Source organism: Brachybacterium sp. GCM10030268, from assembly GCF_042666305.1.
GTDB lineage: Bacteria > Actinomycetota > Actinomycetes > Actinomycetales > Dermabacteraceae > Brachybacterium.
The window spans coordinates 315,747-332,923 of record NZ_JBHTCW010000003.1 but is presented as its reverse complement, the minus strand read 5'-3'; the positions used below and the strand labels follow the sequence as shown (position 1 = coordinate 332,923).

Sequence of the window (17,177 nt, the reverse complement as noted above, 5' to 3'; positions counted from 1 at the left end):
TGGCACCGCGGGAACGCGTGCCATTATCTCCACAGAAACGCGATTTCCGCACTTTCCGCAACGACGCACACAGTGAGGCTCGTCCCAGATGACCCATGCATCGACCTCCGCGCCCGCCCCCGTGAGCGGCTCCGGCCTCGCCGACGGCGCATCCCCGACCGGTGACCGCCAGGCGCACGACGCTCCCCCCTCCGAGTCGCTGACCTCCGGTTCCGCCGGCGGGCACCTCGCCGCCCCCGCCATCCCGACCGACTCGGCCCGTGCCGTGCTGCGGCCCCTCAACCCGGGCGCCGCCCGCATCACCGGCGGCTTCTGGCACACCCGCCAGCAGCGCAACCGCACGGCAGCACTGCGGTCGGGCTACGAACAGCTCGAGACCTCGGGAACGTTCCGCAACTTCCGGATCGTCGCCGGGACCGAGCAGGGCGAGGCCTCGGGGATGATCTTCCAGGACTCCGACGTCTACAAGTGGCTCGAGGCCGTCGCCTTCGAGCTGGGCCGCGAGGACGACGAGGCCCTGCGCGCGATGGCCCGCGAGGTGACCGCGCTGATCGCCTCTGCCCAGCAGGAGGACGGCTATCTCAACGCCGTCCACACCCTGCGCCACTCCCCCGCCGAGCGCTACACCAACCTCGCCTGGAACCACGAGCTGTACTGCTACGGCCACCTCATCCAGGCCGCCGTCGCCCTGGCCCGCAACGCCGGCGAGACGGCACTGCTGGAGGTCGCGCTGCGCATCGTCGATCACCTCCGCACGATCTTCGGCCCCGAGGGGCGAGCGGCGACCGGCGGCCACCCCGTGATCGAGATGGCCCTGGTGGAGCTGTACCGCTACACCGGCCGCGAGGAGATCAAAGATCTTGCCCGCTTCTTCCTCGATGTGCGCGGCCGCGAGGAGACCTTCCCCGGCGCCCGCCCGGGACCCGGGTACTTCTCCGCCCGGGTGCCGGTGCGGGAGACGACGTCGGTCGAAGGCCACGCCGTGCGCGCCCTGTACCTGTTCGCCGGCGCCACCGACCAGGCCATCGAGGACGGTGACGCCGAGCTGCTGGCCCGCACCGAGGCCGTCTTCGCCGACCTCCTGGCCACCAAGACCTACGTCACCGGCGGCATGGGCGCCCGCTGGGACTTCGAGGCCTTCGGCGACCCGTTCGAGATGACCACCGACCGCGGCTACGCCGAGACCTGCGCCGCCATCGGCGCCATCCAGTGGGCGTGGCGCCTGCTGCTGGCCACCGGCAAGCCGCAGTACGCCGACGCCGTCGAGCGGCTGCTGTACAACGCGTTCCTGGCCGGGGTCTCCCTGACCGGGACCGAGTACTTCTACGTCAACTCCCTCCAGCTGCGCGAGGGCGCGCTGGCCGACGAGGGCCGCTCGATCGCCCACGGCCGCCGCGGCTGGTTCGACTGCGCCTGCTGCCCGCCCAACATCATGCGCACGTTTGCGAGCCTGGATCACCTGGTGGCGACCGCCACGGCCGACGGCCTGCAGATCCACCAGTACGCCACCGGCACCTGGAGCACCGGGGTCGGTGCGGCCGACGGCTCGGACGAGCTGCGCGTCTCGGTCACCACCGAGTACCCCTACGACGGCCTGGTCCGTCTGCGCATCGACGCGGCTCCGGGCTCGGCCCGTCGGCTCACCCTGCGGATCCCGCCGTTCTCCCGCGGCGCCGCGCGGCTGACGCTGCGCGGCCAGGACGTCCCGATCCCCGGCGACGCCGAGCAGGTCGAGCTCGTTGAGGTCTTCTCCCCCGGCGACGAGCTGGAGCTGCAGCTGGATCTGACGCCGCGCTTCGTCGGCGCCCATCACCGCCTGGACGCCTCCCGCGGCGCCGTCGCCCTCGAGCGCGGCCCGCTGGTCTACGCCCTGGAGAACGCCGACCAGCCGGACGCGCTCACCGTCGACGACGCGGCCGTCGACCCCGCCAAGGTCCCGCAGCCCGGCGCTGCGATCCCGGAGCTGGACGGCGCGGTGCCGCTGGCCGTCGACGGCAGCGTCGTCCAGGTCTCCGACTCCGCTGCGGCCTGGCCCTACCCCGTCCACGGCAGCCCGGACGCCGCCGAGACCCGCACCGCGGCCACGTGGACCGCGATCCCCTACTTCGCGTGGGCCAACCGGGGCGTGGAGCCGATGCGGGTGTGGCTGCCCCTCGAGGAGGAATGATGCTCACCCGGCGCAGTCTCCTCCGTTCGGGGCTCGGCCTCGGCGCCGGCGCGACGGGCCTGGCCGCGCTCGCCGGGTGCGCCGGCAGCCTCCCGCCGACGGACACCTCGGCGCCCGGCTTCGGGGAGGACGCCACCGGCACGGTCACGGTGTGGTGCCGTGCGGCGACCCAGACCGCGATCCAGGCCGTCGCCGCCGCCTTCAACGAGGAGCACGAAGATCTCGAGGTCCAGGTCCTGCCGATCCCCGACGCGCAGTACGTCACCAAGCTCGCCACCTCCATCCGCGGCGGCTCGGTGCCGGACCTGGTCGACTTCGACCTGATCAACTGCCCGCTGTTCTACGTGCGCGACGCCTTCGCCGACGTCACCGAGCTCGTCGAGTCCCTGCCGTTCTTCGACCAGCTCTCGGCGGGGCACGTCGGCCTGGTCACCTACCAAGACCGCATCTACGGAGCCCCGTTCGCCGGGGACTACTCCACCCTGTTCGCCAACACCGAGCTGCTGGGGCAGGCGGGTTTCGAGCTCGGCGAAGTCGCCGGCAGCCTGGACTCCCTGATGGAGGCCTGCCAGACGATCAAGCAGGCCCTGCCCGACGTGCACCCATGGTCCTTCCCCGGCAACGCCGCCGGTGCCATGGGCTTCACGATCCAGCCCATGATCTGGGCCGCCGATACGGACCTGCTCACCGGTGAGCTCGGTGAGCAGTCCGGGAACGTGCACGGGAACGAGACGGTCGAAGCCGTCCTGGAGTTCCACCGCCAGCTGTGGGTCGACGAGCTCGTGCCGCAGCGCAGCTTCGTCGAGGACGGCGCCCAATGGGGCAACGACTACCGCTCCGGCGAGGTCGTCTTCTTCCCCGGCAACTACAGCGTCTGCGTCACCGAGGCCGAGGAGGACTTCCGGCCGATCTCGCAGAACGTGCTGCTGCCGGGGCCCGAGGGCGGCGTGGCCACCTTCTCCGGCGGGGACAACATGTGCATCCTCAACGGCGCCCGCAACCCGTCCGGCGCCTGGCAGTTCCTGCGCTACTGCCTCGAGCTCGAGATGCAGCGCTCGATGCCCGCCTCGGGCTACATGCCCATTCGCTCCGACAGCGCCGACGAGGAGTTCTCCTCGACCTACGAGCAGGCCGTGGTGCCGGTGACCAACCTCGACGAGGGGTACGTGCCCTCGACGCTGGCCTACAACCTGCTCTACAACCAGCAGGCCGGGCCGTGGCTGGCGATGGTCCGTCGGGCCGTGTTCGACGGCGACGTCCCCGGCGCCATGGCCGAGGCCCAGTCCGAGTACGACCGCATCCTCACCCAGACCCAACTCTAGGAGCCCGTGATGTCCGCACTCGACGCTGAGGCGCGGCTGGGACCGACCGGGGCGAGACCGGTGGCCGAGGCGATGCCGCCCCGGCCCCGGCGCCGTCCCAGTTCGCTGACCCACCGCCCGAGAACCGGGATGCTCCTGGTGGCTCCGGCCATCGCCCTGGTCTCGTTCTTCGCCCTGATCCCGATCGTGTTCGCCGCCTACATCTCCTTCACCAACTGGCCGCTGATCGGCGAGTACCGCTTCGTGGGGCTGGCCAACTACACCCAAGCGCTGGCGGACCCGGGGATGTGGAAGGCGCTGCGCTACACCCTGCTGTACACCGCGATCGTGACCCTGCCGATCCTGCTGCTGGGCTACGGCCTGGCCGTGATCGTGCGCGCCAACCGGCCCGGCTCGACGCTGCTGCGCACGATCTTCTTCATCCCCTTCGTGGTGGGCCTGACCACCCTGAGCTACATGCTGGTGCTGGAGGCGCAGCCGAACTCGGGCGTGATCAACCGGATCCTCGCCGGCCTCGGCATCACCGACGGCTCCACCGCCTGGCTGCTGGATGGCACACAGGCCACGATCCTGCTGTCGCTGCTGGTGATCTGGGCGGTGCCGGGGCTGACGATGATCCTTCTGCTCTCGGCCATGCAGGGCATCCCCTCGGAGGTGTACGAGGCGGCCGACATCGACGGGGCCAGTTGGCTGCGCCGGGAGCTGTCGGTGACGGTGCCGATCATCCGCCCGGCCATCGGGATGTCGCTGATCATCTCCGTGATCGGCTCGTTCCTGGCCTTCAACCAGTTCTACATCCTCACCAAGGGCGGCCCGGGCACGGACACCATGACCATCGTCGCCTACATCTACAACCGCGCCTTCGTCGAGATGCAGCTCGGCTCGGCCACGGCGATCTCGCTGATCCTCGTGGTGTTCACGGCGCTGATCACCGCGGCCCAGTTCGTGCTCCTGAGAGGAAGTGACGACCAATGAGCCTCTCGCGCGAACACGCATCCGACGCGCAGGCACCGGCCGCCTCCGGCCGACCATCGTCCGGCGACCCGGCACGCGGCCGCCCACCCGCCGACAGCACGAGCGGCCGGCCGTCCGGTGGTGGCACGACGAGCGGCCAGCCACCGGCCAACCCGGTCTCGGTCACCAAGGATCGCCGCCTGGTGCCCTACATCGTGCTGGGCACCCTGTTCGCCCTGATCTTCACCGTGCCGCTGGCCTGGTCGATCCTGCGGGCCTTCCAGCCCAACGACGTGATCCTCGGGACGCCCGGGCTCGGCGAGATGTTCGACCTGACCGGGGAGAACTTCGCGATCTTCCTCTCCGGGGAGGCGACGATGTGGCGCCCGGTGGTCAACTCCATCGTCGTCTCGCTGTCCACCGCGGCGCTGACGGCGGTGGTCGCGACCCTCGGCGGCTACGGGTTCTCGAAGTTCCGCTTCCGCGGGGCACGGCTCGCCTTCAGCCTCATACTGCTGTCGATGATGGTGCCGTTCCAGGCGATCCTCACCCCGCTGTACCTGCTGATGAACTCCGTGGGACTGACCGATTCGCGGTTCGGGCTGATCCTCTTCTCGACGAACTTCGCCCTGCCTTTCGGCATCTTCGTCATGAAGAACACCTTCGACACCGTGCCCCAGGCGCTCGAGGACTCGGCGATCGTCGACGGCGCCGGAACCGGCCGGATGCTGGTCAGCGTGCTGCGGCCGATGATCCTGCCCGGCATGGCCAGCGCCGCGCTGTATGCGTTCCTCACCTCGTGGACGGAGTTCCTGGGCGCCCTGACACTGCTGACCACCGAGCGGTACTTCACCCTGCCCGTCGCCCTGCTGAACATCCAGGTGGGCACCTACGGCGAGGTCAACTACGGCCAGCTCGTCGCCGGCGCCGTGATCGCGATGATCCCCTGCGTGATCCTCTACGTCAGCCTGCAGCGGTTCTACGTGAAGGGCTTGGCCGCTGGGGCCGTGAAGGGCTGAGCCGTCAGGCCGCGGAGCTCGGGGCGGCGGCGCCGAACCCGGAGCCCCGTGCAGGAGCCGGGCTGTGCGGCGGTTGGCGGGCGCGGGCACCGGGGTGGATCCTGCTGGACGGTACTCACATCGACAGGCGCGGCCATATATGCCGCGCCTGTCCCCTGGAGTACCGCCGAGTCGACATCCGTCCCCCGCCAGTCGGCCAGCCCTCCATCGGCCTGCCCGCCATGCGGCTCCGAGGAACCGGACTCCGAGGAACCGGGCCTCGACACAGACACCGACGCTGGAAATGCGGTGTTCTCACGAATGGGTCGCCTGCACGAAGCTCACGCGCCCGGTGCGGTCCTGGATATGGTCGAGTTCGCGGGCTCGGTCGAATCCGGCCTCGGTGAGGAGGGTGACGATCCCGTTATCGTCGCCGCCCTCCTTGTCGCCGACGGTGGGCACCGGTGCTCTGCGGGTCGGCAGCACGGCAAGGAGGTGGCGCATCGCGTGAGCCGGTCCATGGCCGCCCGCGCGGGGGTGGCCATGGCCGCCCCCAGCTGCGCGACTGCGACCACGGCCGCCCCCACGTGCGCGTCCATGGCCGTGGCCACTCGCGGCCTCGCTCCCGAGCGCCGCGTGACTCCCGTGCGTGCTCCCGCCCTCGTGCTCGGCGTCGGACCTTGGCCCATCGAAGTCGGCGATGGTGATGGTGCCGCCGGGCCGGAGTGCCCGAAGCGCCTCGGCGGCGAAACGCGCCCGGTCCGCGGCCTCGACGTGGTGCAGGGCCAGCGCGGAGACGATGTGGTCCAGTGAGGAGTCCTCCACGGGGAGACGGTCGGCGTACCCGCGGATCAGGGTGAGTGGGAAGCCGCGCCGTCGGGCCTTGCGCGCCGCTCGTCGCAGAGCACCACCGTCCGGGTCCAGACCCGTGACCTGGGCACCGTGCTGGCGACCGAGAATCGTGAGAGCGAAGTTGCCGGTGCCGCAGCCCACGTCGAGCACCGACTCCCCGGCTCTGATGCCGGCGAGCTCGGCGCCGCGACGGTGCACTGCGCCGGCGCCGGCCACCTTGGTGATGATGTCGTACAGCGGCATCAGCCAGGCGCGGCCGATGCCGGGCAGGAAGGAGCGGTCCCGTTCCTGCGGCGTGCGGTGATCGAGGATGCGGACGTCGGGCCGGCTCGTCATCTGGTCTCCTTCGTCGGGTGCCGCCGCGCGAGTCCCGCGGCGGCGTGCCGCACGGGCGCGATCGGTGACCGGGTCGCCGTATCGTTGACCCCAGCCTTGGACATCATTCGGTCAGTGGACGGCACAGAAACGGGGCAGAATGGCACATTCTTCGGTCGAGGGATCCCATGCTCCGCGACGGAGGCTGCGGACGGTGCGTCCCGACGGCACACCGGTCTATCGCTTCGACCAGCGTGCCGGCGCGCCGACGGTGAGCGTGACCCGCTTCGATCCGAGCACCGGCGGCGCGGCGTCGGCCCCGGATCATCGCCACGCCCACGACTTCTTCGTCCTGCTCTATCTCGAGGATCCCGCGGGACCGTTCCAGACCGACGGTGCCCCGCCCGCGGCCCGCGCGGGGGAGCTCCACGCCGTGCCACCGGGCAGGGTGGTGGACGCCTCCGACCTCGCCGAGGCGTCACGATGCCGGGGGAACGCCATCGCGTTCAGCGCCGACGCCGTCCCGGCCCTGTCATCGCTCTCGCCACTGGCCTGGACACACCACCCACTGTTCGCGATGTTCGCCCCCGGCTCCGGAGCCGCACTCGTTCCCGACCGTGACCGCGCCCGCTGGTCGACCTGGATCGGCGATCTCGCGGAAGAGCTCGCGGCACCGGAGCGCCCGGGGGCCCGCGATGCGGTCAGCGCACTCCTGACCCGGATCCTGGTCGCGGCCGCACGGCTGTTCCCAGGGGAGGCCTCGACCCCCGACCCGCTGGTGGAGCGAGTCTTCGAGCAGATAGAGGCGAGATTCCGCGGGCCGCTGACCGTCACCGACCTCGCCGAGTCCCTCGGCTACACACCGGGTCACCTCACCACCGTGGTGCGTGCACGCACCGGACGACCCCTGCTCGACTGGATCACCGAACGGCGGATGACCGAGGTGCGGCGCCTGCTCCGGGAGACCGACCTGCCGCTCGGCGTGATCGCCGCGCAGACCGGACTGAGGGAAGCGACGTACCTGGTCAGGCGCTTTCGCGCCCTCTACGGCGTCACCCCGCAGCGCTGGCGCCGCGATCAGCGGGCATGAGACCTCGCGGCGTCACTGCACGTGCCACCCGCCATCGGTGGGCAGCACGACGCCGTTGAGGTTGACGCCGTCGTCGGAGAGCAGGAACGTGATCGAGGCCGCGATCTGCTCGGGTGTCGCCAGCGTGGGGATCTGCTTCTGGAACGGGCGCAGGCGCTCCGAGCCCGTCTCGGACATCGACGGCGGGAACGGGATGCCGGTGGCCACACCGCCGGGCGCGACCGCGTTGACCCGGATGCCGTGGGGTCCGTACATGAACGCCGCGGACTTCGTCAGCCCCACCACGGCGTGCTTGGACGTGGTGTAGGCATTGCCGGCGGCGTTGCCGCGCAGGGCGGCCTCGCTGGCGACGTTGACGATCGAGCCGGCGGAGGCGGCGATCATGGCGGGCAGGATCGCCCGGGTCAGCTTGAAGGTGCCGGTGACGTTCACGCCCATCACCCGGTCCCACATCTCGTCGCTGGTCTCGTGCAGCGGGGAGAAGTCGTCGTTGATACCGGCCACGTTCGCGAGCCCGTGGATGCTCTGCCCGGCCGCGGCGACGATGCGGTCGATCGACTCCGCCTCGGTGATGTTCCCGGCCACAGCGATGACGTCCAGCTGCTCGTGCTCTGCGGCGAACCGGGCGAGACGGTCCTCGGAGAGGTCGACGGCGATGACACGGCCGCCCTCGTGCGCGATCCGCGACGCCGTCGCCGCTCCGATGCCGCCGGCGGCGCCGGTGACGACGACGGTCCTGCCCTCGAAGCGGGCGCCGGCCGGGACCGTCGGGGCGGCCTCCTCCGGGAGCTGCCCGCCGTTGACGGTGCGGACCATCTCGTCCACGGCGTCCTGGGTCAGGGCACCCTGGCTCAGGGTGACCAGCTGCTGGAGCGGCAGCGGGGCGATCTGTGCGCGGGTGTCGGCGGGGACGTCCGCCTGGGCGAGAAGTCCTTCGATCAGGGGTGCTCCGGCCGGATCGGCCAGCCAGTCGCGGATCGAGGATGCGGCGGTGAGGTGGGACATGCGTGCTCTCCTTCAGTCGCGGCGGCGGTCAGCCGCCGGGGGTGCTGCCGTCGCCCTCGACGAGGGACGCGGACATGTCGGGGCGTCCTGCTTCCGGCCTGCTGGTCACGACACCCCTGCCCCGACGGGTGCCGCCGTGCGTCGGTCGGCATCTTCGTCGGTGCGCACGAGCATGTCGGCCATGTCGCCGCGCCGCCATTGCCGCAGCAGGCGGTGGAAGACGACGGGTCCGGGCGAGAAGGTGAACCCGGTGATCGACTGCTGGCCCTCCGCGTTGTAGTACCCCGGGGTGCATTCGGCCTGGAAGCGGGACTCGTCCCGGGCGGTCTCGCGGACCGTGCGGACCCACTCCTCCTGGGCCTGCGGGGACGGCTCCACCCACCGCGCACCTTCCTGCTGCGCGCGGGCGATGACCTCGGCGATGTGCAGCGCCTGCTCCTGCAGGATATGCACGAATTTCACCGAGTTCGCGTTCTGGACGGCGCCGAGCTGGAAGAGGTTCGGGAACCCGTGGGTGGAGAATCCATGCAGCGTGCGGGGCCCGCGGCCCCACGCCTCCAGCAGCGGTCGGCCGCCGCGGCCGATCACCGGCAGCGTGCCGGAGACGACCCCGGAGACACCGGTCTCGAACCCGGTGGCGAAGATGACGCAGTCCACTGGGTACTCGGTCTCGCCCACCACGATCGCGTCCTCGCTCATGCTGGCGATGCCGCCGTGATCGGCGGTGTCCACGAGGGTGACGGTGGGGCGGTTGAAGGCCTGCAGGTACTCGTCGCTGAAGCCGGGTCGCTTGCACATGTACCGGTACCAGGGCTTGAGCGCCTCGGCGACCTCGGGATCGTCCACGACCGCCTCGACCCTCTCCCGGAGCCGGTTCATGGTCACGGCGTCGTCGCGCTCGTCGCGGCGCTCGCGCTCGTCGGCGTCGACGGATTCGTCCACGGCCCCCGAGAGGATCTTGCGCTGCAGGTGAGCGGTGGCCGTCCACCCGTCGGTCACCAGGCAGCGCTCGACCTCCTCCCCGGCGAGGACCTCGAGGAAGTTATCCATCCGCTCCCGCTGCCAGCCGGGTTCGAGGGAGCGTGCCCACTCGGGGTCCGTCGGCCGGTTGTCGCGCACATCGACCGTGGACGGGGTGCGCTGGAAGACGAGCAGACGGCCGGCGTCCCGAGCCAGGTGCGGCACGATCTGCAGGCCCGTGGCCCCGGTTCCCACGACCGCGACCGTCCTGTCGGCGAGCCCGGTCATCCCGCCCTCGGCATCGCCGCCGGTGTAGCCGTAGTCCCAGCGGCTGGTGTGGAAGGTGTGGCCGCGAAAGTTCTCGATCCCGGGGATGCCGGGGAGCTTCGGCTGGGTGAGCGTGCCGGATGAGGTGACCACGTAGCGGGCGCGGAAGCGGTCCTGGCGGTCCGTCTCGACGATCCACATCGTCGAGTCCTCGTCCCAGCTGAGCCCGGTCGCGCGAGTGTGGAACAGGGTGTCGCGGTAGAGGTCGAAGTGCTCCGCGATGCGCACCGCGTGCCGGCGGATCTCCTCCCCGGGGGCGTACCGCTGCGAGGGCATGTACCCGGTCTCCTCGAGCAGCGGCATGTACACGTAGGACTCGATGTCGCAGCGCACGCCGGGGTATCGGTTCCAGTACCAGGTCCCGCCGACGTCACCGGCCTCGTCCATGAGCCGCAGGTCCTGCACGCCGCGCTCCCGCAGGAACGAGGCGGTGAGCAGACCGCCGAACCCGGCGCCGATCACGAGGGCCTCCACGTCCGTGGTGACCGGCTCCCGTTCCGCCCGCGGGGTGTACGGGTCCTTCGCGTAGTAGCCGAACTCGCCGGTGGTGCCGCGGTACTGCCGCGCGCCATCGGGCCGGATGCGGCGGTCGCGCTCCTGGGCGTGCTTCCGGCGGAGGGCTTCGAGGTCGACGTCGTCGGCACCGTGCGACGTGGATGTCATACAGGTCCTCTCTCGAGGGTGGGGGCGCCGCGGGTCCCGGCAGATCCACCGCACCACGACAATTCACTTAGTCTCAGGCTAAGCATCATGGCTGAACGTCTGCTGATGCGGCCGTACCCCCGGTTCGTGACCGACCACGACGAGGCGGTCGGGCCCTGGGTCCGCCGATGCGGCCGTACCCTGGGTCCGTGACCGACCACGACGACGCGCGCCGCCGGGTCGAACAGCGGATCCAGACGCTGCTGGTGGCGATCTCCGTGCGATCGCTCCCCCGGCTCGTCGGCTCCCTGCTCGACGTGGACCTGACCCTCAAGCAGGTCCGGGTGCTCTCCACGCTCAGCGGGCCGACGCCTCGCACCTCGACGGATCTGGCCGGCGAGTTCGGGATCTCCCTGCCCACCATGACGGGAATCGTCGACAAGCTGGTGGCGCGAGGACTCGTCGAGCGGGTCGTCGACCAGGACGATCACCGGGCCCGGCACCTGCGCCTGACAGCGCTGGGCCGCTCCGTGGTCGCGGAGGTCACCACACCGGATCCGCACCTCGGCGACGAGGTGGTCGCCGGCCTCGACCAGAGCGAGCTCGAGGCGCTCGAGGTCGGTCTCGCGGCGGTCAACCGCGAACTGCGGCAGGCGCGGCCGTAGCGCGGGGACGGCGCAAGCGTGGCGCGGTCGGCACCCGAACCGCCGTGTCAGCGCGCGAGCGGCACTGAGCGCGGCACCGCCCCGGTCACCGACTCCAGGATCTCCAGGTACTGCCGGGCCAGCACATCGTCGTCGGCGTGCTCTGCGACCCATTCGCGGCCGCTGGGCCGCACCCGGGCGCGGGAGCGGTCCGCGGCCAGGCCCCGCCACAGGCCCACCAGGGCGTCCTCGTCCTGCGGGGGCAGCACGTCGCCGGCGCGGGCCCGGCGGACCACGTCGGCCGCTTCCCCGGCCAGCAGTGCAGTGATGTGACGGCCGGTGGCGAGCATCTCGTAGAGCTTGGAGGGCACCGTCCAGGCGAACGGGGCCCAGTCCCGCAGGGAGACCACGACCGTGTCCGCCCAGGCGTACTGCTCCCCCACCTCGCGGTGTGGGATGCGCGGCAGCACCGTGACCGGGGCATCGAGCTCATGGGCGAGAGACGCCAGAGCCGGCGCCTCGATCCCGTGCCCGATCAGCCGCACCTGGATCTCGACCCCGTCGTGATGCAGCCGGGCGGCGGCCCTGACCACCGTCTCCAGCCCTTGGGACCGGCCCATGTTGCCCAGGTAGAGGCACCGCAGCTCGGAGTGGTCGCCGGCTGCGTGGTCACGCTGGGCGGGGACCTGGGAGAGGTCGGTGCCGTTGCGGACCACCTCGACCTTGGTCACGCCCCGCTCGTGCAGCACGTCGGCGAAGCGGGAGGTGGTGGTGACCACGGCGCGTGCGGTGCTCTGCCAGCGGGTGACCTGCTGGTGGACCAGTCCCTTGGCCCGGGCGACGATCCAGCGCACGATGCGGCGGGCGAGGCCGGGGTGCGGGGCGTGGGCGGCTTCGGCGGGCAGCGCGCCGGCGGGGCCGACGTGGGTGACCAGGTCCGGCCAGGCGTCACGCATCTCCACCACCAGCGGAACCCGCCAGCGGGCCGCGAGCAGGTGCCCCACCAGCAGCGTCGGGATGGCGGGGGCGGTCGCGATCACCACGTCGGGGCGGGAGGCAGCCCGGGCGAAGCGACGGCGGACCCGGCGCAGCGCGTCCCCGGCTGCGACGACGTGGTCGACGGTCCGCGAGGCGATGTCCGCCCGGTGCGGGAGGTAGGCGGTGCGCAGCACGGTCTCGCGGTGCATGCCCTTCTCGATGGCGCCGACGCGGTGGGCGCGGCGCTGTTCACGGGTGGGGCGCCCGCCCGGGTAGTGCGGCACGGGGGCGGCGACGGTGACGTCGTGCCCCGCCGTCATGAAGCGCTCCACCAGCGCCGACCAGCGGCGTTGCGGGGCCCCGAACTCCGGGGCGTAGTAGTGCGTCAGCACCAGGATCCTCATTCGGCCGGTGCCTCCTCGATCCCCAGGACCCGCGCGGCCTCGCGCAGCATCTCCGGGGTGGCGTGGGCGGTGTCCGGGGCGGTGATGCCCTCCCGGGCGACGTCGGCGTCGACCAGCAGCCATAGGGCCTGCGGGTGGCCGGGGTGCGGCGTCGTCCGGCCGCGACGGCGCCGCGTGGAGCGCTCGCGATCGGCGTCAGGCGCGTTCCCGTCGTCGGCGTGCTCGCCGGTCGGGCGGTCCGCGGCGCCGTCGGCCGCTTCCGCCTCATCCGGGTGCTCCGCCGGCAGCACGGCGATGGCGGAGGCGGGGATCAGCACGCTACGGGAGCTCAGCTGACGCCGCACCACCGTGATCGCGGCGAGCTCGCCGGTCGCATCCTGCAGATAGATGTCGCGCACGCGGCCCACGGACTCGCCGCCCCTCCCGCGCACGGTCGCGCCGGAGAGCGCCTGCAGCCGGGAGCGCGCCGCGAAGCGCTCCCGGGCCAGAGGAGGATTCATGTCCTCGGAATGGCCGGGCAGTGGATCGGTCATCGTCGTCCTCCCCCTATCGGTCGTGACCCCCGTGCACGCACCGCGTTCACCTCTCGCAATCAGCCATCGACATAGTGGCTCACGAACGCGTGGAGCTCTTCGACGGGATCGATCGCGCTGCGCTGCTGCAGCTCGCGCACCGAATGCTCGCGCATCGCCAGGCTCAGCAGCACCGACAAGATTGATCGCGCCACGAACGCGGGCTCGGCGCCGTCACGCAGCAGCCCCTTCTCCGCGTAGCTGGTCAGCACGGATTCCAGCACGTGCTCGTGCACCAGGCGAAGCCGCGCGATGCGGAAGCGGCCCGGATGGCTGGGATTGACGATCTCCGCAGACAGCGTGGCCAGCAGGCACATCGAGTGCTGGGACGGACTCCAGGGCCCGGTCAGCGCCGCGAGCAGGGCCTTCGGTGAGCCCTGCAGGGCCTCGGTCGAGTCCATGAGGCCCTGTGCGTGGGCCTCGAGACGATCGATGACCGCACCCAGCAGGGTCTCCTTCGAGGAGAAGTGGTGCAGCATCCCTGGATGAGAGATCCCCACGCGACGCGAGATGTCACGCAGGCTGGCCCCGTGATAGCCGCGCTCGGCGAACAGTGCGGACGCGCCATCGAGGATGGCCTCCCGGCGTGCCTGGCCCGGACTGGTCTGCAGGCTGGCCAGTTCCGGGGCGGCGTCGATGACGATTCGCGGGCCGTCGTCGGGTGCCTGCTCTCCGGTGGTCAGGGTGTCGAGTGTACGAAGTGCCACGATCATCGGGCCGACTGGGGCGGCCGGTGCCGCCTGGCCGAAATGTTCGCCCCCAGCACGATCCGAAAACTCGGACGACAGCGGAGCGGGCCCGGTTCCGGGTCCGGGAGGCCCGCTCGCGGCGTCCATGTTCATCAGTTCTTCTCCTCGGCGATCAGCTCAGCGATCTGGATGGCGTTCAGTGCAGCGCCTTTGCGCAGATTATCCGCTACCGCGAACAGGACGAGCCCCTTGCCGCCCGGCACCGATTGATCCTCACGGATACGTCCGACGAACGTGCCATCCTGACCAGCGGCCTCGAGCGGATTGGGCAGCTCGACGACGGACACGCCCGGGGCGGCCTCGAGCAGCTCACGGGCGCGCTCGGGACTGATGGCCTGATCGAACTCGGCGTGGATCGCGACGGCGTGGCCGGTCATCACCGGCACGCGCACACAGGTCCCGGCCACCGGCAGATCCGGCAGGTCCAGGATCTTGCGGGACTCGTTGCGAAGCTTCTGCTCCTCGTCGGTCTCCCCGGAGCCGTCCTCGACCAGATTCCCGGCCAGGGCCAGCACGTTGAAGGCGATCAGCTTCGCGTAGGTCGACGGCTCGCCGAGATCGAGGGCGGACCCGTTCAGGGCCAGCTTCTCCACGTCCTCGGCGCCGGCGCGGACCTGCCCGGCCAGCTCCGCGACGCCGGCCACGCCGGAGCCGGAGACGGCCTGGTAGGTGGCGACCTTCAGCCGCGCCAGGCCCGCCTCGTCGTGCAGAGCCTTCAGGGTGGGCATCGCCGCCATCGTGGTGCAGTTGGGGTTGGCGATGATCCCGCGCGGGGCCGACGCGATGGCCTGCGGGTTCACCTCGGAGACGACGAGGGGTACCTCGTCGTCACGGCGCCACGCCGAGGAGTTGTCCACGACGGTGGCGCCGGCCTCGGCGAACCGTGGGGCCAGGGCCCTGGAGGTGGAGCCACCGGCCGAGAAGATCGCGATGTCCACGCGGGAGCTCTCGGAGGTGATGTCCGCGGCCTCGGCATCCTCGACCGTCAGATCCTGGCCGGCGTACTGCACGGTGGTGCCGGCACTGCGGGCCGAGGCGAAGGCGCGCACCGCGCTGTGGGGCACGGCCCGCTCGGCGAGCAGGGACAGCATCACGCGGCCCACCTGGCCGGTCGCGCCTACCAGGCCGATGACCGGCCCGTCGGCCCGGTAGCCGGGGGTGGTGGTGAAGTCGGGCGCAGCGGTGGTGGCGGTGGTGTTCTGAGTGCTCATCGTCCGGTCCCTCCGTAGACCACGGCCTCCGTCTGATCGGTGTCGAGGCCGAACGCGGAGTGGATGACCCGCACCGCGTCGTCGAGCCGGGACTGCTCGGTGACCACGGAGATGCGGATCTCCGACGTGGAGATCATGTCGATATTGATGCCCGCATCCCCGAGGGAGCGGAACAGCGTCGCCGAGACGCCGGGGTGGGACTTCATGCCGGCGCCGACGATGCTGACCTTGCCGATCTGGTCGTCGTAGCGCACCTCGGTGTACCCGATGGTCTCACGCGCCGTCTCGATCGCCTCGAGCGCGGCCGGCACGTCGGTCTCCGGCAGGGTCAGTGAGATCGCGACGGTGTCGTCGGTGGTCGAGGAGTTCTGGACGATCATGTCGATGTTCGCGCCGGAGCCGGCGACGACGTCGAACAGCAGCGCGGCCTTGCCCGGGGTGTCGGGCACCTCGACGACGGTGATCTTGCCTTCGCTGCGGTCGTGCGCCACGCCCGAGATGATGGGGGCCTCGAGGCCGGGATCGGCGATGTCGTCCATGGGGAGCTCCTTGGTCGGGTCAGCGGCGTCGCGACGGACGACGTCCGCGCTGCGGATGGTGACGTCGGGGTCGATGGGGATCACGCGGTCGGGGTCGTCGGAGACGATCGTGCCCAGGCGGCCGGAGTAGGAGGAGCGCACGTGCAGCGGCACTCCATAGCGGCGGGCGTACTCCACGCTGCGCACCATGAGGATCTTGGCGCCGTTGGCGGCCAAGTCCAGCATCTCCTCGCAGGAGATGTAGGGGACGCGGCGGGCGGCGGGCACGATGCGGGGGTCCGCGGTGAACACGCCGTCGACGTCGGAGTAGATCTCGCAGACGTCGGCGTCCAGCGCCGCGGCCAGGGAGACGGCCGTGGTGTCCGAGCCGCCGCGGCCGAGGGTGGTGATGTCCTTGGTGGTCTGGGAGACGCCCTGGAAGCCGGCGACGATCGCGACCGACCCCTCGTCCAGGGCCTCCTGGATCCGCCCGGGGGTCACCTTGAGGATGTGCGCCTTGCCGTGGATCTCGTCGGTGATCAGGCCCGCCTGCGAACCGGTGTAGGCGCGGGCATCGACGTCGACGGCGTTCAGCGCCATCGACAGGATCGCCATCGAGATCCGCTCCCCCGAGGTGAGCAGCATGTCCAGCTCACGCGGCGGCGGGTTGGGCGTGACCTGCTGGGCGAGGTCGATCAGCTCATCGGTGCTGTCACCCATCGCGGAGACGACGACCACCACCTTGTGACCCGCCTTGGAGTACAAGGAGATCCTCTGGGCGACGCGCTTGATCGAGTCGGCGTCGGCGACGGAGGATCCCCCGAACTTCTGGACGACCAGGCTCATGGGGAGGGGTTTCCTTCACTGTTGCGGACAGGCGGGACAGTCATGCTGTTCGGGCCGTGGCCGGGTGCCGTGGCGATGCCTCGGCAGGTGCCGAGGACGACGCCTCGGCGGGTGCCGGGGCAATGCCTCGGCGGATGCCGGGGCGATGCCGTGGCCGGGTGCCGGGGCGGGCCCTGGTGGTGTCTCGGCCGCAGGGGGCGCTTCCGCCCTGCCCGCGCCGAGGGAACCTCGCAGGTCATCCGCCTGGCACACCGTGGCACCGAGGTTCCGGTGCCAGGCGCACAAGCCCGCCCGTCAGTCTACGAGGCGCGGCGTCAGGTCGCCCATGACCAAGGCATCTGAGAAGAAAGCCCAGGTAGACGGCAGGGTCGCGACGTGTTCCACCCAACATTGACATGGTCTGGGGAGCCCACCCCCCTCCCGACAAATCATCCAGACCCCTGCCGCTCCACCAGCCGGGCCCCTGACCCATCTGCCAGGGCCCCTCCCGATCCAGCCGGGCCCACCTCGGTCGAGTCGCGACTTCGCTGCACTTAGACCTTGCTGAACGCACTGAACTCGCGACTCGATCGATCACATCAGGCGGGGAAGCTCACGAGGCCACCTGACCGGTACCGCGTCTC

The 17,177-nt window shown here is 71.0% G+C and carries 14 protein-coding genes; 6 read left to right on the top strand and 8 right to left on the bottom strand.

The features are described from left to right. Positions 1–88: 88 nt before the first annotated feature. From ACFQRD_RS07295 to ACFQRD_RS07280, 4 genes are all read left to right on the top strand, one after another. Positions 89–2,167 (top strand): glycoside hydrolase family 127 protein, encoded by a 2,079-nt coding sequence (locus ACFQRD_RS07295; protein WP_377018601.1) that lies wholly within the window; start codon positions 89–91, stop codon positions 2,165–2,167. Beyond that, positions 2,167–3,489 (top strand): extracellular solute-binding protein, encoded by a 1,323-nt coding sequence (locus ACFQRD_RS07290; protein WP_377018600.1) that lies wholly within the window; start codon positions 2,167–2,169, stop codon positions 3,487–3,489. Before ACFQRD_RS07295 ends, ACFQRD_RS07290 begins: the two co-directional genes overlap by 1 nt. 9 nt (positions 3,490–3,498) lie before the next feature. After that, positions 3,499–4,464: a carbohydrate ABC transporter permease gene (locus ACFQRD_RS07285; protein WP_377018599.1), complete on the top strand. Its 966-nt coding sequence runs from the start codon at positions 3,499–3,501 to the stop codon at positions 4,462–4,464. 182 nt (positions 4,465–4,646) lie between these two features. Further along, positions 4,647–5,462 (top strand): carbohydrate ABC transporter permease, encoded by an 816-nt coding sequence (locus ACFQRD_RS07280; RefSeq protein WP_377018597.1) that lies wholly within the window; start codon positions 4,647–4,649, stop codon positions 5,460–5,462. A gap of 294 nt (positions 5,463–5,756) precedes the next feature. Here the strand turns inward: ACFQRD_RS07280 and ACFQRD_RS07275 are convergent, their stop codons facing one another. Continuing rightward, positions 5,757–6,629: a class I SAM-dependent methyltransferase gene (locus tag ACFQRD_RS07275; RefSeq protein ID WP_377018596.1), complete on the bottom strand. Its 873-nt coding sequence runs from the start codon at positions 6,627–6,629 to the stop codon at positions 5,757–5,759. Positions 6,630–6,822: 193 nt separating this feature from the next. On the opposite strand from ACFQRD_RS07275, the gene ACFQRD_RS07270 reads away from it, so the two are divergent. Then, positions 6,823–7,698 (top strand): helix-turn-helix transcriptional regulator, encoded by an 876-nt coding sequence (locus ACFQRD_RS07270; protein WP_377018595.1) that lies wholly within the window; start codon positions 6,823–6,825, stop codon positions 7,696–7,698. Positions 7,699–7,710: 12 nt separating this feature from the next. Here ACFQRD_RS07270 and ACFQRD_RS07265 read toward each other — a convergent pair whose 3' ends face one another. After that, positions 7,711–8,703, bottom strand: a complete 993-nt coding sequence (locus ACFQRD_RS07265; protein WP_377018594.1) for an SDR family NAD(P)-dependent oxidoreductase — start codon at positions 8,701–8,703, stop codon at positions 7,711–7,713. Between the two features lie 105 nt (positions 8,704–8,808). Then, a complete protein-coding gene (locus ACFQRD_RS07260) occupies positions 8,809–10,653 on the bottom strand; it encodes a flavin-containing monooxygenase (protein ID WP_377803632.1) in 1,845 nt (614 codons plus the stop codon). Between the two features lie 188 nt (positions 10,654–10,841). Here ACFQRD_RS07260 and ACFQRD_RS07255 point away from each other — a divergent pair, with 188 nt between their 5' ends. Continuing rightward, positions 10,842–11,297 (top strand): MarR family winged helix-turn-helix transcriptional regulator, encoded by a 456-nt coding sequence (locus tag ACFQRD_RS07255; RefSeq protein ID WP_377018591.1) that lies wholly within the window; start codon positions 10,842–10,844, stop codon positions 11,295–11,297. A 47-nt stretch (positions 11,298–11,344) separates the two neighbouring features. Here ACFQRD_RS07255 and ACFQRD_RS07250 read toward each other — a convergent pair whose 3' ends face one another. The 5 genes from ACFQRD_RS07250 to ACFQRD_RS07230 form a co-directional block, all read right to left on the bottom strand. Beyond that, positions 11,345–12,658 (bottom strand): glycosyltransferase family 4 protein, encoded by a 1,314-nt coding sequence (locus tag ACFQRD_RS07250; RefSeq protein ID WP_377018589.1) that lies wholly within the window; start codon positions 12,656–12,658, stop codon positions 11,345–11,347. Next, positions 12,655–13,191 carry a PRC-barrel domain-containing protein gene (locus ACFQRD_RS07245; protein ID WP_377018588.1) on the bottom strand — a complete coding sequence of 179 codons (537 nt, stop codon included), beginning with the start codon at positions 13,189–13,191 and terminating at the stop codon, positions 12,655–12,657. The genes ACFQRD_RS07250 and ACFQRD_RS07245 overlap by 4 nt, the downstream gene beginning before the upstream one ends. A gap of 59 nt (positions 13,192–13,250) precedes the next feature. After that, entirely contained in the window at positions 13,251–13,943 is a 693-nt protein-coding gene (locus ACFQRD_RS07240) for a TetR/AcrR family transcriptional regulator (RefSeq protein ID WP_377018587.1), read from the bottom strand. A gap of 128 nt (positions 13,944–14,071) precedes the next feature. Beyond that, positions 14,072–15,190 (bottom strand): aspartate-semialdehyde dehydrogenase, encoded by a 1,119-nt coding sequence (locus ACFQRD_RS07235; protein WP_377018586.1) that lies wholly within the window; start codon positions 15,188–15,190, stop codon positions 14,072–14,074. Beyond that, positions 15,187–16,554 carry an aspartate kinase gene (locus ACFQRD_RS07230; protein WP_377018584.1) on the bottom strand — a complete coding sequence of 456 codons (1,368 nt, stop codon included), beginning with the start codon at positions 16,552–16,554 and terminating at the stop codon, positions 15,187–15,189. Before ACFQRD_RS07230 ends, ACFQRD_RS07235 begins: the two co-directional genes overlap by 4 nt. Positions 16,555–17,177: the final 623 nt, after the last annotated feature.

Coding starts and splice junctions, on each gene's coding strand:
- ACFQRD_RS07295 (WP_377018601.1), top strand. CDS start 89: ATGACCCATGCATCGACCTCCGCGCCCGCCCCCGTGAGCGGCTCCGGC.
- ACFQRD_RS07290 (WP_377018600.1), top strand. CDS start 2,167: ATGCTCACCCGGCGCAGTCTCCTCCGTTCGGGGCTCGGCCTCGGCGCC.
- ACFQRD_RS07285 (WP_377018599.1), top strand. CDS start 3,499: ATGTCCGCACTCGACGCTGAGGCGCGGCTGGGACCGACCGGGGCGAGA.
- ACFQRD_RS07275 (WP_377018596.1), bottom strand. CDS start 6,629: ATGACGAGCCGGCCCGACGTCCGCATCCTCGATCACCGCACGCCGCAG.
- ACFQRD_RS07265 (WP_377018594.1), bottom strand. CDS start 8,703: ATGTCCCACCTCACCGCCGCATCCTCGATCCGCGACTGGCTGGCCGAT.
- ACFQRD_RS07260 (WP_377803632.1), bottom strand. CDS start 10,653: ATGACATCCACGTCGCACGGTGCCGACGACGTCGACCTCGAAGCCCTC.
- ACFQRD_RS07250 (WP_377018589.1), bottom strand. CDS start 12,658: ATGAGGATCCTGGTGCTGACGCACTACTACGCCCCGGAGTTCGGGGCC.
- ACFQRD_RS07245 (WP_377018588.1), bottom strand. CDS start 13,191: ATGACCGATCCACTGCCCGGCCATTCCGAGGACATGAATCCTCCTCTG.
- ACFQRD_RS07240 (WP_377018587.1), bottom strand. CDS start 13,943: ATGATCGTGGCACTTCGTACACTCGACACCCTGACCACCGGAGAGCAG.
- ACFQRD_RS07235 (WP_377018586.1), bottom strand. CDS start 15,190: ATGAGCACTCAGAACACCACCGCCACCACCGCTGCGCCCGACTTCACC.
- ACFQRD_RS07230 (WP_377018584.1), bottom strand. CDS start 16,554: ATGAGCCTGGTCGTCCAGAAGTTCGGGGGATCCTCCGTCGCCGACGCC.